Raw genomic sequence first — 13,718 nt, 5'->3', positions numbered from 1 at the left:
ATGGCAAGACTTGATCCCTTGAAGGTTGATCAACTTTCTGATCAGGCCAAATCAGATTTAGCATATGCGGAACAATTGATGGGCTTTGTCCCGAATGATGTTTTGACAATGGCGAAGTGGCCCTCTTTTTTAGATGCAGTAAAAAATTTAGTTAGCGTTGTTTACGCACCTGGTGAACTTGATGCAGGTCTAAAACGAATGATTGCAACAGTGGTCAGTGGTGCGGCTGGATGTGTTTATTGTCAGGCTCATACCGCTCATGGAGCAGTTAAAATGGCTGGCGCAGATGCTGAAAAAGTCAATCGTGTTTGGGAGTATGAAACAAATTCATTATTTTCGGTTGCTGAAAAAGCAGCTTTGAGCCTCGCAATGGCGGCTGGAACACAACCAAACTCCGCTACAGATGAGCATTTTGATAATGTGAAAAAGTATTACTCAGAAACCCAGATCATGGAAATGATGGGGATGATTTCGCTATTCGGACTTCTAAATCGTTGGAATGACACAGTAAAAACAGATTTAGAGGCTGTTCCACTAAGTTTTGCTCAGGAAAATATAAACTCGAAGCACTGGAAGGATCCAAGCGTTGATTGAAAATACAAATCTTCGTGCCCAGCTTTCCGAAATTATGCCCACAATGCTTCAACATGAAGGGGTTTGGGAAGGGCTGTATACTCATCTAAACACCGAAGCCCAGATCATAGATCAACATAGAACACGGGTTGAATGCATTTTTCCGGATGAAGGTGAATATGCTTACATTCAGAAAAACCACTTTATCTGGACTGACGGGAAAGAGTATAAAGTGGAGTTATTGGGAACGCTAAAAGGTAACAAACTTTGGTGGGATAATGATAGCTTTAGCGGGTGTTCTTGGGAAAGCGAATACGGTCAAATCTTATTGAATTTAGATCGCAAAGATGAGCCGGGATCACGCTTTTACGAAATGATTTCGTTGGGAGATAGTAGCGAATATCGAGGCCGAGTATGGCAATGGTTTAATGCTGAGGGCAAATTATATAAACGTACATTGTGCGATGAAAAACGAGTGCAATAAATCATCACGAGTTGTACGAGTTCCTTGAGAAATAGATGGTTATTTCTATATAATTGAAAAAGTTGAATTATTGATGCATTTGTTTATATTAGCCTGAATAAAATATCTGACATTTCGATTTCGGGACTAATAATGATGCAAAAAAATCTCATTTCTAATCTGTCTCTTCTGCCTCCTGATGCTTTATTGGGGCTGATGGCGGCGTATAAAGAAGATACACGGGAAATCAAAGTTGATTTGGGCGTTGGTATTTATAAAGACGCAAGCGGTGCAACACCCGTTTTGCGTTCTGTAAAGTCTGCAGAAAAAGTGCTGCTCACTAGTGTAACGTCTAAGGCTTATGAAGGTCCACGCGGAAACCAAGTTTTCGATAATGCAGTTGAGAAGCAATTGTTTGGATCAAAATCTGATACAGTGTCTTCTGGTAGAATTACTTCTTTTGCATCTCCCGGTGGATGTGGGGCATTAAGCGTAGCTGTTGGCTTTGTTAAACGTTTGAAAGCTGATGGTGTTGTTTGGGTGAGTAATCCATCTTGGCCAAATCATGCACACGTTGTTCGCGCTATGGGCATGAAAACGGACAGTTATTCATATGACGAAATTCAAGATGGAGAGAATGCTGGGCAAATAGATTTTGAGGCCATCAAATGTTCTTTGGATAAAGCTGAACCAGGCGATGGAATAATTATTCAGGGGCCATGTCACAATCCGACAGGAATGGATCTAACAAATGAGCAATGGAAATTGTTCGCGCGTCTATGTACCGAAAAATCCATCTTTCCTATTGTAGATATCGCCTATCACGGGTTTGGTGCTTCATTAGATGAAGACTTGGTTGGTGTACGCGAATTCCTAGAGCTCGCTCCTGAAGCTTTGATCTCATATTCATGCTCTAAAAATTTCGGGCTTTATCGCGAAAGAACAGGTTGTTTGGTGGCGCAAAGTCAAAATGCGGAGCAAACTCCAATTGTTGCTTCTCATCTAGCTGATATTGCCCGTGCTAGCTATTCAATGCCACCAGCTCACGGCGCGGCGATTGTTGCAACGATATTGGAAAATGATGAATTAAAAACAGAGTGGATCAATGAATTAGATGAAATGCGAGATCGCATTAAATCATTGCGTTCTGAAATGGCTGAAGCACTTCGTTCTCATGGAAAAGATGAAGCTGCAAACCGTATTCTGCGTCAAAAAGGGATGTTCTCTCTCATGAAATTGAAAGATGGGGCTGCAGAAAAATTACGTGAAGACCATGCAATCTATTTGCCGGGTTCAGGGCGTATCAATGTGGCAGGTCTAAAGTCTGAAAACATAAAATATGTAGCCAAATGCATGGCCCCGTATTTGTTTTAAGAAATTGCGCCGGATGGAATAAATCCGGCGCTTTTTTTTACTTCGCTGGCACTGATTTTAGTCCTTTGTCCAACATGATTTGCCAAGCTTCTTCGGCAGTATTGGCGTAGCTGAATAGATTTACATCATCCGGATTGATTGTGCCGACATCGATTAAATGCTGGAAGTTAAAAGTTGTTTCCCAAAATTCTTTGTCAAACAGGATAATGGGTAAATCCGATGTGATTTTTAAAGTTTGTCTCAAACATAAAATTTCGAACAATTCGTCCATGGTTCCGAATCCGCCAGGAAATACGATGAGAGCATTTGCGCGCATGGCTAAATGCATCTTGCGCATAGCAAAATAGTGAAATTGAAATGTGAGTTCGGGCGTTGAGTAGGGGTTTGGTTCTTGCTCGTGTGGCAACGTAATGTTGAAGCCAATATTGGGTGCCCCAACATCATGCGCGCCGCGGTTGGCGGCCTCCATAATGCCTGGGCCTCCGCCAGTTGCAATGACGTTGTGGCGTGGGTCTTGTTTCTTTTTTAGAGCACCACCGCGTTGGGATACGATTTTACCTAATTCGCGCGCTGCATTGTACCAGCGTGCATGATTGTCTGGTCCATCGGGTTTGAACCGCGCAGAGCCAAAGACAACGACTGTGGAGGCAACCCCCCATTCCCGTAATAATTCCTCGGATTTTGCATATTCAAGCATGAAGCGCACACCGCGCATGCTATCTCCAAGTAAGAAATCATCATCTAACGCAGCCAAACGATAAGCGGTTGAATCCATATTGGCGGGTCTAGATTTATTGTCAGTCATTTTGAGTCCGGTTTAAATTGAATATTTGAAATGATCTAAATTCAGATGGATTGAGCAATGATTAAATATCAACTCATTGAATTTCTGATGTGTATATGACTACCCGAAGGAGATGGCACAATAGAGAAGCCATTTGGAATTGTGCGTTTGACTTCTTCTACGTGCGAAATAATTCCAACCATACGGTTATTGTCTGCCAACGATTGTAAAGTTTCTAAAGCCAAATCTAGCGAATCTGGGTCGAGACTTCCAAATCCTTCATCAATGAAAAGTGCATCTAATCTAACACCTCCAGATTGGGCTTGAACAACATCTGATAGACCTAGTGCAAGCGCAAGCGATGCAAGAAAGCCTTCTCCCCCAGACAAAGAGGAAGTTGGTCTAAGTGTTTCTGTGTGCGCGTCGAAAATTAGAGTATCCAGCCCGCGATAAGCGCGTCCACCTTGAACACCGGCCTCTCTTTGCAACTCAAAACGACCATCTGTCATGGGACCAAGACGACGGTTTGCAGCGGCTAAGACATCGTCATACATAGCAGCTATGGCGAAATCGACGAGTTTTAGTTTGAAAGGATTGGTTCCATTTGTCAGTTCAGCCATTTCACCGAGCGGTGCGTAAGCTTGATTGAGTTTTGTTATTTCCTCAGAAGCAGTCTCGACAGATTTTAGGGCAGTGTTCAATTCTCTGAGTTGGTGATTTGAATTGTTAAGTTCCCCAGTGCTGGCATCAAGTGACTCTTCTGCCATTGTCATTTCTTTGCTAAGGTCGGTGAGGTCTTGTTGTTCGGTGTTTGCCGTAGCTTTGATTGCTTGCTCAATCTGAGTTTTCACAATGAGGTGCGCTGATTTGTGAGCATCAATTTGTTCTTCAAGTTCATCTTTCTTACTCAGATAGGACTTAGCAGTGTTAAAGCTATCTGCATCAAACCCAGTTTTTTGAAGTGAAGCTTCAAATGTTGCTAATTCAGCTCTAAATCTTTTTTCCGCTTTTATGGACACATCATTGATTTCAATCTGAGACGTCTTGGCATTGGTTAATGAAGTTGAAGCTTCTCGTTCATTGTTGAGAGCATTTTCGTGAGAACGTTTGAGGTTTTCGATGTCTTGGGAAATTGCATCCAACTCAGTTTTTATTGCGCCGCTCTTTTGATATTGGGGAGGCAACTTGTTTATCGCGTCGTCATACAATGCTTTAGCCGAATCATATGCACTCTGATTTAACAAGAGATTTTGAGACAATTCCTCTAATTGAATGATGAGATTAGATTCTTCGACCTCAAGCTTTGTTTGCTGATCTTCAATTGATTCCAGTGTTGGCAGAGCTTTGAAATTTTTGATTTTATTTTCAATTGTTTCTTTGTGAGCATTAATTGCGCTGATGTTTTTGTCCGGCTTTTCAATCTGGTCTAGATTACTTTTGGCCAGCTTCAGTTGTTCTTTAAAACTGATTAGTGTGTTGCCTTGCTCTCGTTCAAGTTTTTGTGCCTGCAAGAAAGCTTCTCGGGAGGTTTCAAATACCTGATTTAAACCCTTTGAGCTCGCGTCTCCGGTAGCAGGATTGGGGTGTGCTTCACTTCCACAAACAGGGCATTCCTCTCCTGCTTTCAGATGATTTGCCAGATGTATCGCTTGCACATTGGAAAGAGCTTTTTCAGCTGCCTGTAATTTGTTTTCAGAGTCTCTAAGCTCCGACTTGGCTAAGCCATGCTTTTCTTCTGTAATTTTGGTTTTTTCTGCCAATGCAGACTGTTTTTCGACAGCTGAGGCATACTTAGTTAGGAGTTCCAAGTCCGTATCTATTTTGGCAAGTTCCTTTTCCAACTGCACAAACTCTTTTGAACTTTCAATGGCGGATTTGGCTTGAAGCTGACATGATTTTATTTTGTCTTTAACAGAGCTTATTTGAGCCTTGAGTGCTGTGGATTTGGTTTGCGAACTTTTTAATTTATCAGCTTTTAAACGAACTTCAGATTCGAGCGTTTTGGAATTGTTTAGTGTTTCTTGAAGGGATTCGAGTGTCGTTTTTTTTGTATTGAGACCATCTATTTTCTCGATATTTTTCTTTGCAGAATCTAAAGTCGACAGAGCTTTTTTGTGAGCAATTGTGGTTTCTTCTACGCGCTTGGCAGACTGTGCAACACGGGAATGTGTTTCTTTTAGGTCGCGCTTTGCTGCTGAAACATTGGTTTCTAAACCAATTAGCTTTTCCGCTAGTTTGGCGGCTTCCAATTGAACGATTAAATCATCTATCGATTTTTGATTTTTGTTGAGTTCATCCTGTTTTTGTCTTGCCTTCGCAAGTTCGATAAATTGGTCATTAATTGATTTTGCAATATCGAATTTTGTTCGTGCGATATTGTGCGCTTGCTTAAGTTTTTCAACTTCATCATTCTTTTTTGCAACAATATCTGAGACTTCTTTGATACCAGCCTCTAAAGCTTCAAAAGATTCAAAACCACTTTGTTCCAGACGGTCATCACGCTTTATACGCGCATCATTAATCTGTTCATATTCAATCGCTGCCTTGGTTTTGAGAGTATCTTGTAATCGTTCATAAAGCGAAACATCGAATAAGTTTTGTAAGATGGCAGAACGTTCTTTTGTGTTTGCATCCAAAACTTTACGAAATTGGCCTTGTGGCAAAAGAATTATCTGACGAAATTGGTCAGCGGAATATCCAAGGAGATCTTGTATGGCCTGTTCAACAAGTGAAGTTTTTTTCTCTGCAATAGGTTTGCCCGAGTTGTCGTCTGAAATGTCTTTTGCATTTATTCCTGTAGCATCAAATAGCCAAGCTTGGTGTAACTGTTGCGTTGGCTTTTTGCCTCTTTTTGCAATGCGTTCCTGCACAGGAATACGCCTCAAAACATAACGTTTCTCTCCTAGATCGAAGATAAGTTCGATTTGAGTTAGAAGGTCAGCGTGTGCATGATCGGAACGGAAGTCTTTTCCTTCACGTTGTGCGCCCGCAGACTGACCAAACAGGGCGAAACATAGTCCATCAAAAATGGAAGTCTTTCCAGCGCCTGTTGGGCCGTAAATACCGAACAATCCAGTCGAACTATTTTGTTCGAAGTCTATAACTTGTTTGGCGGCGAATGGGCCAAAGGCTTGCAAAGTCAAACGGATAGGGCGCATGGCTTAGTCCCTTTCCGAAGATATTGCTGAAAAAGCGGAATCAAGGATTTTTTGCTCGTTTGGTTCTAGCCCAGCCTCTCGTACATGAGTGATGAACTCTTCCACTACGTCTTGTGGGTTATCGAGTTTGGCTGTGGCTCGTCCTTTTGTATTTTTGCTGATGTCTGTTCGGTGTTCACGAGAAAGCGACATCACATTTGGATAGATTTTTCTCAGGCGTGCCATTGGTTCCACCAATCCGCCTTTATCCGTAAGAATGACATGAATGAAGTCTTGATTGGAAGTGGTGTCAGCTCGTTTTTCAATGTCAGCCAATTCGCCCTTTATCTCACGCACAGTTCGAAGTGGTAAAATGGGAATAAGGTCAATGTTGGTGACTTTGTCTTTTCCCAACTCAATAAGCGTAACCGACTTTTCGTTTCCAACCTCATCAAAAGCAAATGACAATGGAGAACCGCTATATCTGATATGGTTATGTTTGACTTTTTGACTACGGTGAAGGTGTCCTAGTGCAACGTAATGGGCTCCGTCAAAGATATCCGCAGGAACTGTTTCTATACCTCCCACACAAAGATTGCGTTCGGATTCTGTGGTCGATGCTCCACTCACAAACGCATGAGCCGAAATTACCCATCTTGCGCCTTTGGGGACATACTCCCTAGCAGCCTTGACTTGTTCAGCGATAACGTCTGCGGGACATGAGATTTCTTTATTATTGAAACATTCTCGAGCTGAATAATTCTCTCCATATGGCAAAGCGCTGAACGCAACTTCGCCAAATGTATCTTTCAGAATAAGCGGTTTTTCTACAGCTTGTAAGCGACCTCTAATCAGAACACGTTCTGGATCAGCAAAAGCTCCATTCATACCGATACGTTCACCAGAATCATGATTTCCAGCTAGAATAACGAGAGCTGTGTTTGTTTTGAAATATATGTGGCGCTGAAAATCTTCAAATTGACTTATGGCCGTGGCTGGAGGAGATGCACGATCAAAAATGTCGCCTGCAATAATTACCACATCCGGCTTTTGTGTTTCGATTATCTTGATGAGTTGATCGAGAAAATGCTGATGATCATCAATGAGGGATGCACCTTTGAAAGTGCGTCCTAAATGCCAATCAGATGTGTGAAGTATCTTCAAAATAAAAGCCAGTGCCCACAAACTATCGAGCTGATTCTCGATTACTAATAGTGTTAATTCAGCTTTGCGGCTTGGCCAAATAGTGTACCGCTATTTTTCGATCGGAGGGTATTTGTGAAGTGAGCCGTCCTGCCCGCGAAATGCGAGTTGGCCATCAATTTCAATCGCATCTGACGGTGTTGCAATTGCTTTAGAAACGCCGCCAGGAATGTCTACTACATAGGTTGGTGTGCAAAGGCCTGATAAATTGTTTCGCAAACTTTGCACGAGTTTTTGTCCTTCTTTCACACTCATCCTGAAATGTGATGTTCCCGGTGCTAAATCTGGATGGTGCAAATAATAGGGACGGATGCGGTTTTCTACAAAGGTTCGCATGAGATCCTGTAGGGCTTCAGGTGTATCATTGACCCCCTTTAAGAGGACTGTCTGAGACACCATTGCTATACCTGTATCGATCAGATTGGCGCAGGCCTGTTTGGCAGCTGATGAAAACTCGTTCGCATGATTGGCATGCAACGCTACAAAAACAGACTTAGTGTTGCTCTTGATTGCTCGCGCATACTCTTTTGTAACTAGGTTGGGTTTTGCAACTGGCATGCGAGTATGCCACCGAATAACTTTAACATGTGGAATAGCTTCAAGGCGTTTGGTGAGCTCTGCAGCGCGCTTGGCAGATAACATCATTGGGTCGCCACCCGTGAGGATAACTTCCCAAATTTCAGGATGATTTGAAATATACTCAATTGCAGCGTCTACTTGTTCTGGGCGCAGCATGTTGTCTTTGTCTGGACCGACCATTTCACGCCGAAAACAAAACCGACAATAGACTGGGCAGATTGAGACAATTTTTAATAACACCCGATCTTTATGACGATGCACAATTCCTTCAACAGGGGAGTGGGACCAATCACCAATTGGATCAAGGCGCTCATCTGGTGTGGAATTTAATTCTTCGGGCAAGGGAAGGAATTGGCGCAGCACCGGGTCATCTGCATCAGAAGATTGAACGCACTCAGCCAATTCTGAAGTCATTGCAATTGCATATTTTTCTGAAATTGCAGACCAGTCGGGTGAGGTAGTGTCTGTTAAACCGACATCAATAAAGTCTTGTCTTGATTTAAGTGTTTTTGTCATTGGTTTGGAAATGGTGTCCACAAGACATCCTCAATTTTGTGCGCACCCGAGCATAACATAACTAATCGATCAAATCCCAAAGCGACGCCTGATGCCTCAGGCATGTGGTGTAGTGCTGCCAAGAAATCCTCATCAATTGGATATTTTTCATTATAGATCTTTGCTTTCAATGCCATATCGTCATCAAAGCGTTTGCGTTGTTCTGCTGGATCGGTGAGTTCACCAAATCCATTGGCGAGTTCGACACCGCAACCATACATTTCAAAACGCTCTGCAAAACGTGGATCATCAGGATTTGGGCGAGCTAATGCAGCTTCACAGATTGGGTAATTGTAAAGGAATGTGAGACGACCTTCGCCCAGTTTATGCTCTATCTTAGACACTAAAACTGCTGAGAAAATATCAGTCCATTCTGAGTTCTCTGGCAAATTTACGCCGACTGAAGCAGCCGCCATATAGAAAGCATTTGTATCGTCCAATACGCTTTCTAGATCGATCTTTGCGTAGCGTTCAAAGGCCTCTGTTAGCGTCAGAAAGTCTGGTTCCATATGAGGATCGCAGATTTCATTTTTCCACATCATGTTGTTAGCATTTGTAGAGTTGAGTGCCGCTCTAGCAAGATTAGCGGTGTCATTCATAACATCTTTTAGACTGGCCTCCGCACGATACCATTCAAGCATTGTAAATTCAGGGGAGTGCAACGGGCTGTTTTCTCTATTGCGATAGACACGGGCAAAATCAAATATCTTGGTTTCACCAGCTGCCAACAGTTTTTTGCAGGCAAATTCAGGTGAAGTGTGTAAATAGAGTTTTTGATTTATACTACCGTCTTCATTGAGAAAATCAGATGAAAACGCATGAAGATGGGTTTCATTTCCGGGAGAAAATTGAAGAGTACCGCACTCAACTTCCAGAAATCCATTACTTTCAAACCACTGACGAAGTGAGGTCTTTATTTTATTACGCGCCAGCAAAAATGGCCGTTTATCCTGGTGTAGCTCTTTGTTCCACCAGTTCGTCTGGCTCATTTTCTGTGTCCTGATTGTTTGATAATCTTCATTGAGTGGCGGTTGGCACTTGGCGAAAGGCGTATAGACGGCTATGGGAAAGGTCAATCTTGCAATTTGCGCTTGACCGGAGAACTGCTTCGGACTGATTGGCGCGCCAAAGCTAAAAAGGTGATTATTGTGGCCGTAGAAACAGCAGCCAATATCCGTAAAGGTAACGTCATTGAGCACACTGACGGTCAATTATACGTTGTTCTTAAAGCAGAGTCTTTTCGTCCGGGTAAAGGAACTCCAACAACAACGATAGATATGCGTCGTATTTCTGACGGTATCAAAGTATCGATCACTCACAAAACACAAGAAAAGCTAGAAAAAGCTTTTGTGGAAGAGGTGGACTACACCTACCTTTATCAAGAAGGTGAAAACTTTGTCTTCATGCACCCTGAAAATTTTGAACAAATTATGGTGCCAGCGAGCTTGATTGGAGATTCAGCGCCGTTGCTTCAGGAAAACATGACTGTAATTCTACAGTTGTTTAATGAAACGCCAGTGCTAGTTAAATTCCCTGCGCGTATGACATTTGAAATTGCTGAAACTGAGCCGGTTGTAAAAGGTCAAACGGCTTCTTCTTCATACAAGCCGGCCGTTTTGGATAATGGTTTGCGTATTACCGTGCCGCCACACATTGGACCGGGTACACGTGTTGTAATCAATACAGAAGAAATGACCTACGAAACACGCGCGAAAGACTAAGTTAGTCAAAATTTGCCGAATTTGTTGAATGCCTTCACTTCATTGTGAGGGCATTTTTCTTTTTATGACCCTTAACGTTAAGATAGGTCCACTTGCGGATGTTGTTGCGACACTTACTCTAATTCAAAATTGGAGGATGCGTTTATGACAGCTCACTTTATTGACCCCACACCAGAACAACTCACTCAATTGATGGGATTGGGGAAAGATTATCCCGTTGAGATGATTAATTTGATCAAGTTCAACGACAAGGCTGCCTATGATGATGGGCGTGAGGCAACAGGTGCTGAAGCTTATCAGATTTATAGTCAAAATACGGCACCGTTTTTGGAGAAAGTTGGCGGAAAAGTTATTTGGTCAGGAGCGCCTGAATTTATGATGATTGGTCCTCAAGATGAAGCTTGGGATATTGCTTTCATTGTGCGCTATCCTTCTGGGCAGGCATTTCTGGATATGGTCACGAACCCTGAGTATCAGGCGATTACTTTTCACCGGAAAGCTGCAGTGGAAACATCGAGACTTATTCGAACACAACCAGTTGAACGATAATCCAGTAATCCTTTAGATTATCGTTGATCTAAACCGGATGTTTATCAAGCAATGTATAGTCTGCCTCTACTGAGTTGAAAAATAGGGGTGGAGATGCGAAATCTATATGATGCGCTGTATATTGTGCGGCAGGTTTCGGTAATTGTAGGGTTTGGAGCAATTATATTTGCTGCTTTTACAATGTATCAAAACCAATCTAAAGCCAGCAAATTGCTTGATACTCATCTACGGGACTCGAGTGTAACTCCCAACAACAATGTACCTTTGACTGAAAAACTTTCCTTGGAAAAACGTCTTATCGGAGCGTCAGATAAAACGAAAAGTAATGGAACAAAGGTGAATAGTCATGTGGTTGCCTTTGGAAACTGGATGTCTGATTGCTCATTTGCTCAAACGTCTTCTAATTCTTATGCAAGTTGCACCGTGCAACCATTCAACGGCAATGAAGAATACAAATCTCATCTTGATCTTACGTATTCAGCGCGGCCGCGCGTGCGTTATCAAGACAAGCGAGATGCAAGGATAGATCTTGTAACACCTTCGCGCTTAAGAGGCTCTGATATTGGAGTTAAATGCGCAGACTTCATTTCAAAGGGACCAGAAAACAAATCAAAAAATCAAACATTTGTTGGTGATGAAGCAGAGAGGCTTGTTAGTCGAATGAAGTTGAGTAAATGCACTTTATCTTATTTCGAACGCCGATCAGAGGATGTTGTGGAAAGTACATTCTTGTCGCACGGCTTTTCGAAAGCCAATAGTTACGCAAAGCAATATGCACGTTCGCCCAAACGGATCGGTTAGTTTTCTGAAAGTTGTTTGACCAGGTTTTCGGAAGCCAATTCAACAAGATCAATTGTTTGGTCAAAATCGCGCGTGTAATAGGGATCAGGTACGTCCGTAAGGTTTGTGCCTTCTGCATAGTCTAGGAATAACTTTACAGGTGTGTTTCTTCCTTCAGGCCGTAAATTTTCAACATCGTCGAAATTGGATTGATCCATAACCAGGATGAGATCAAAATTTTCATAATCTTGCGTAGTAAACTGTCTTGCACGTAGGTATGAGAGATCATACCCGCGAAGCTCGCAGGCAGCCTGCATGGGGCCGTATGGCGGTTTGCCAGCGTGCCAGCTGGCTGTGCCAGCACTATCGATAGTGAGGTGAGAAAGACCCGCACGCTTAGCCTTTTCAGTGAAAATACCTTCAGCTGTCGGAGAACGACAAATATTTCCAAGGCACACAAAAAGAATGCGGGTCATATCAAATTTAAGCTTCTGTTTTCTCAGGAACAACCATTAGTTCTTCTTCAAGGTGAAGAGGAGGACGTGTTGCCCAGTCAGCAATTGCGTTTAGGTCATAATCACGACATGCTTCCATAAGCATGCGTGTTTCAGTCCACATGTCTCCATCTACGATTGGCATGAAAAGGTCTGCGATGTTGTCGATACCAAGATAAACACGCACACCTGCATCCTTCATCTTCACATAGGGACCGATTGAGTTGTGAAGTGGTCCGGGCATTGGAAGTTGTTTCATGGAAAGCGCAGCAGAAGGACAAATCACGATTCCAACATCAGCTTCTTTTACAAGTTTAATGATGCGGTCCTGCTCGGAATTGTCCTTACAAGATACTGAGATGGAGTGGATGCCGTATACGCGACCTTGCATGCCGTGTTCGATTGTTTTGAGGGCAAGCAGTTCAGTTTCTGTCTGGTAAGGATTGTTTTCTTGGTCGACATGAACTTCAACATTTTTGCCAAGTTCTTTGGCCGTTTTCATGATGAAGTCTAAGTGTTCGCTTTCGCGCGGTCGGTCTCGTGATGGAAGTCCGCCACAGAAATCTGCCATTTTACAAGCTTCAACATATTGCGCTTGTGTCTTGTCATCCAATACACCTTCAAGTGGCTGAATTCCAATTTCAAATTTGATTTTATCTTTGTATTTCTCTTTAACCTCAACTGCTGCTTTGATACCTTTCAGGCCAATTATACTATCAGCATCAATCATTGTGCGGCAGTATTTTGCTCCTTGCTTCATCACTGCTTCAAGAGCACGAGATATACGTTCTACAAGGTCTTCGTGTGTGTAGTTTTCCTTAAGGTGGCGGTAAAGTTCCCACTTTTTCTCCATGTCTGCATAACCCAGAGCCAGGTTTTCTGGAGAAATGAGATAAGCCTTATCGAAATGACCATGGTGGTTGGCCCAGCCGCCACGCTCTTCAACTAATTCACGGAATTTTGCCTCTAAATCCCAAGGTCTTTCTTCAGAACGACGTTTCCAGTCATATGTGCCTTGTTCGATATCACTTATAACTGTTGCGATGGTTTCCGCAGCGACTTCGCGGTCTGTGATAAGAGGGATGCCGTGTTTAATTGCTAAGGAACGGATTTGTTTAGCATCTGAGCCTTCATCGTAATCCTGCTCACCCGTCAGGATATTGATGACGAAATCTATCTCTCCATTTTGGATCAGGTCTTTTATGTTTGGTTGCGTACCAGATGATATTTTGTGGGCTGCAGAGGATTGGATGTTTTGGGCTTCAAATAAACGTTGTGTGCCTGGTGTTGCGTATAAATTCACTCCGATGTTTGCCATATTGCGGCAGCTTTCGAGGAGGAATTGTTTATCGTCAGGACTACCTGCACTGATCAAAAGGGCTCGATCGCGGCCCTTAGATAGCATTTTTAGATTGAAGCCAATAAGGTCGATATTTGTATAGCGTTCGCTGGTGGCCATTCTTTTTTCTCCTTAGAGGCGATTCGTAAAGACAAATTGTCCGTCAC

Annotated in this window: 13 protein-coding genes; 6 read left to right on the top strand and 7 right to left on the bottom strand. The window is 42.7% G+C overall.

What is annotated here, in order from left to right; genetic code table 11:
* The 3 genes from F551_RS0109550 to F551_RS0109540 all read left to right on the top strand — a co-directional run bounded on the left by F551_RS0109550 (nt 1) and on the right by F551_RS0109540 (nt 2,410).
* Nucleotides 1–594, top strand: a complete 594-nt coding sequence (locus tag F551_RS0109550) for a carboxymuconolactone decarboxylase family protein (protein WP_018997280.1) — start codon at nt 1–3, stop codon at nt 592–594.
* Nucleotides 587–1,057: a DUF3598 family protein gene (locus F551_RS0109545; RefSeq protein ID WP_018997279.1), complete on the top strand. Its 471-nt coding sequence runs from the start codon at nt 587–589 to the stop codon at nt 1,055–1,057. Before F551_RS0109550 ends, F551_RS0109545 begins: the two co-directional genes overlap by 8 nt.
* A gap of 132 nt (nt 1,058–1,189) precedes the next feature.
* Complete coding sequence (locus F551_RS0109540) at nt 1,190–2,410, top strand: amino acid aminotransferase (protein ID WP_018997278.1); 1,221 nt, start codon at nt 1,190–1,192, stop codon at nt 2,408–2,410.
* A gap of 37 nt (nt 2,411–2,447) precedes the next feature.
* Here F551_RS0109540 and F551_RS0109535 read toward each other — a convergent pair whose 3' ends face one another.
* The 5 genes from F551_RS0109535 to epmA form a co-directional block, all read right to left on the bottom strand.
* Nucleotides 2,448–3,215 (bottom strand): LOG family protein, encoded by a 768-nt coding sequence (locus F551_RS0109535; RefSeq protein WP_018997277.1) that lies wholly within the window; start codon nt 3,213–3,215, stop codon nt 2,448–2,450.
* A 68-nt stretch (nt 3,216–3,283) separates the two neighbouring features.
* Nucleotides 3,284–6,352, bottom strand: coding sequence for an AAA family ATPase (locus F551_RS0109530; protein WP_018997276.1), 3,069 nt, complete (start codon nt 6,350–6,352; stop codon nt 3,284–3,286).
* Between the two features lie 3 nt (nt 6,353–6,355).
* Nucleotides 6,356–7,495 (bottom strand): exonuclease SbcCD subunit D, encoded by a 1,140-nt coding sequence (locus F551_RS0109525; RefSeq protein ID WP_033404929.1) that lies wholly within the window; start codon nt 7,493–7,495, stop codon nt 6,356–6,358.
* Nucleotides 7,496–7,585: 90 nt separating this feature from the next.
* Nucleotides 7,586–8,629 carry a lysine-2,3-aminomutase-like protein gene (locus F551_RS0109520; protein WP_018997274.1) on the bottom strand — a complete coding sequence of 348 codons (1,044 nt, stop codon included), beginning with the start codon at nt 8,627–8,629 and terminating at the stop codon, nt 7,586–7,588.
* Complete coding sequence (epmA, locus tag F551_RS0109515) at nt 8,626–9,657, bottom strand: EF-P lysine aminoacylase EpmA (protein WP_018997273.1); 1,032 nt, start codon at nt 9,655–9,657, stop codon at nt 8,626–8,628. The genes F551_RS0109520 and epmA overlap by 4 nt, the downstream gene beginning before the upstream one ends.
* Nucleotides 9,658–9,816: 159 nt before the next feature.
* Here epmA and efp point away from each other — a divergent pair, with 159 nt between their 5' ends.
* The 3 genes from efp (at nt 9,817) to F551_RS0109500 (ending at nt 11,739) form a co-directional block, all read left to right on the top strand.
* Entirely contained in the window at nt 9,817–10,389 is a 573-nt protein-coding gene (gene efp / locus F551_RS0109510; protein WP_026296758.1) for an elongation factor P, read from the top strand.
* A 144-nt stretch (nt 10,390–10,533) separates the two neighbouring features.
* The gene (locus F551_RS0109505) at nt 10,534–10,938 is read left to right on the top strand and encodes a DUF1330 domain-containing protein (RefSeq protein ID WP_018997271.1); all 405 of its coding nucleotides are present in this window, start codon (nt 10,534–10,536) and stop codon (nt 10,936–10,938) included.
* 93 nt (nt 10,939–11,031) lie between these two features.
* Nucleotides 11,032–11,739: a hypothetical protein gene (locus F551_RS0109500; RefSeq protein ID WP_018997270.1), complete on the top strand. Its 708-nt coding sequence runs from the start codon at nt 11,032–11,034 to the stop codon at nt 11,737–11,739.
* Here F551_RS0109500 and F551_RS0109495 read toward each other — a convergent pair.
* Together F551_RS0109495 and F551_RS0109490 are read right to left on the bottom strand one after the other, a co-directional pair.
* Nucleotides 11,736–12,194 (bottom strand): low molecular weight protein-tyrosine-phosphatase, encoded by a 459-nt coding sequence (locus F551_RS0109495; protein ID WP_026296757.1) that lies wholly within the window; start codon nt 12,192–12,194, stop codon nt 11,736–11,738. The genes F551_RS0109500 and F551_RS0109495 overlap by 4 nt on opposite strands.
* A 7-nt stretch (nt 12,195–12,201) precedes the next feature.
* Nucleotides 12,202–13,671, bottom strand: coding sequence for an amidohydrolase family protein (locus F551_RS0109490; protein WP_018997268.1), 1,470 nt, complete (start codon nt 13,669–13,671; stop codon nt 12,202–12,204).
* Nucleotides 13,672–13,718 lie beyond the last annotated feature (47 nt).

It is taken from the genome of Hirschia maritima DSM 19733 (genome assembly GCF_000378345.1).
In the GTDB taxonomy this organism is placed as follows: domain Bacteria; phylum Pseudomonadota; class Alphaproteobacteria; order Caulobacterales; family Hyphomonadaceae; genus Hirschia; species Hirschia maritima.
Note: the sequence above shows the minus strand (reverse complement) of the source record. Positions and strands in the feature narration are given on the sequence as shown.

Bases quoted from the DNA above. Each gene is read 5' to 3' on its own strand.
- F551_RS0109550 (WP_018997280.1), top strand. From the start codon at position 1: ATGGCAAGACTTGATCCCTTGAAGGTTGATCAACTTTCTGATCAGGCC.
- F551_RS0109505 (WP_018997271.1), top strand. From the start codon at position 10,534: ATGACAGCTCACTTTATTGACCCCACACCAGAACAACTCACTCAATTG.
- F551_RS0109530 (WP_018997276.1), bottom strand. From the start codon at position 6,352: ATGCGCCCTATCCGTTTGACTTTGCAAGCCTTTGGCCCATTCGCCGCC.
- epmA (WP_018997273.1), bottom strand. From the start codon at position 9,657: ATGAGCCAGACGAACTGGTGGAACAAAGAGCTACACCAGGATAAACGG.
- F551_RS0109490 (WP_018997268.1), bottom strand. From the start codon at position 13,671: ATGGCCACCAGCGAACGCTATACAAATATCGACCTTATTGGCTTCAAT.
- F551_RS0109540 (WP_018997278.1), top strand. From the start codon at position 1,190: ATGATGCAAAAAAATCTCATTTCTAATCTGTCTCTTCTGCCTCCTGAT.
- F551_RS0109520 (WP_018997274.1), bottom strand. From the start codon at position 8,629: ATGACAAAAACACTTAAATCAAGACAAGACTTTATTGATGTCGGTTTA.
- F551_RS0109535 (WP_018997277.1), bottom strand. From the start codon at position 3,215: ATGACTGACAATAAATCTAGACCCGCCAATATGGATTCAACCGCTTAT.
- F551_RS0109495 (WP_026296757.1), bottom strand. From the start codon at position 12,194: ATGACCCGCATTCTTTTTGTGTGCCTTGGAAATATTTGTCGTTCTCCG.
- F551_RS0109500 (WP_018997270.1), top strand. From the start codon at position 11,032: ATGCGAAATCTATATGATGCGCTGTATATTGTGCGGCAGGTTTCGGTA.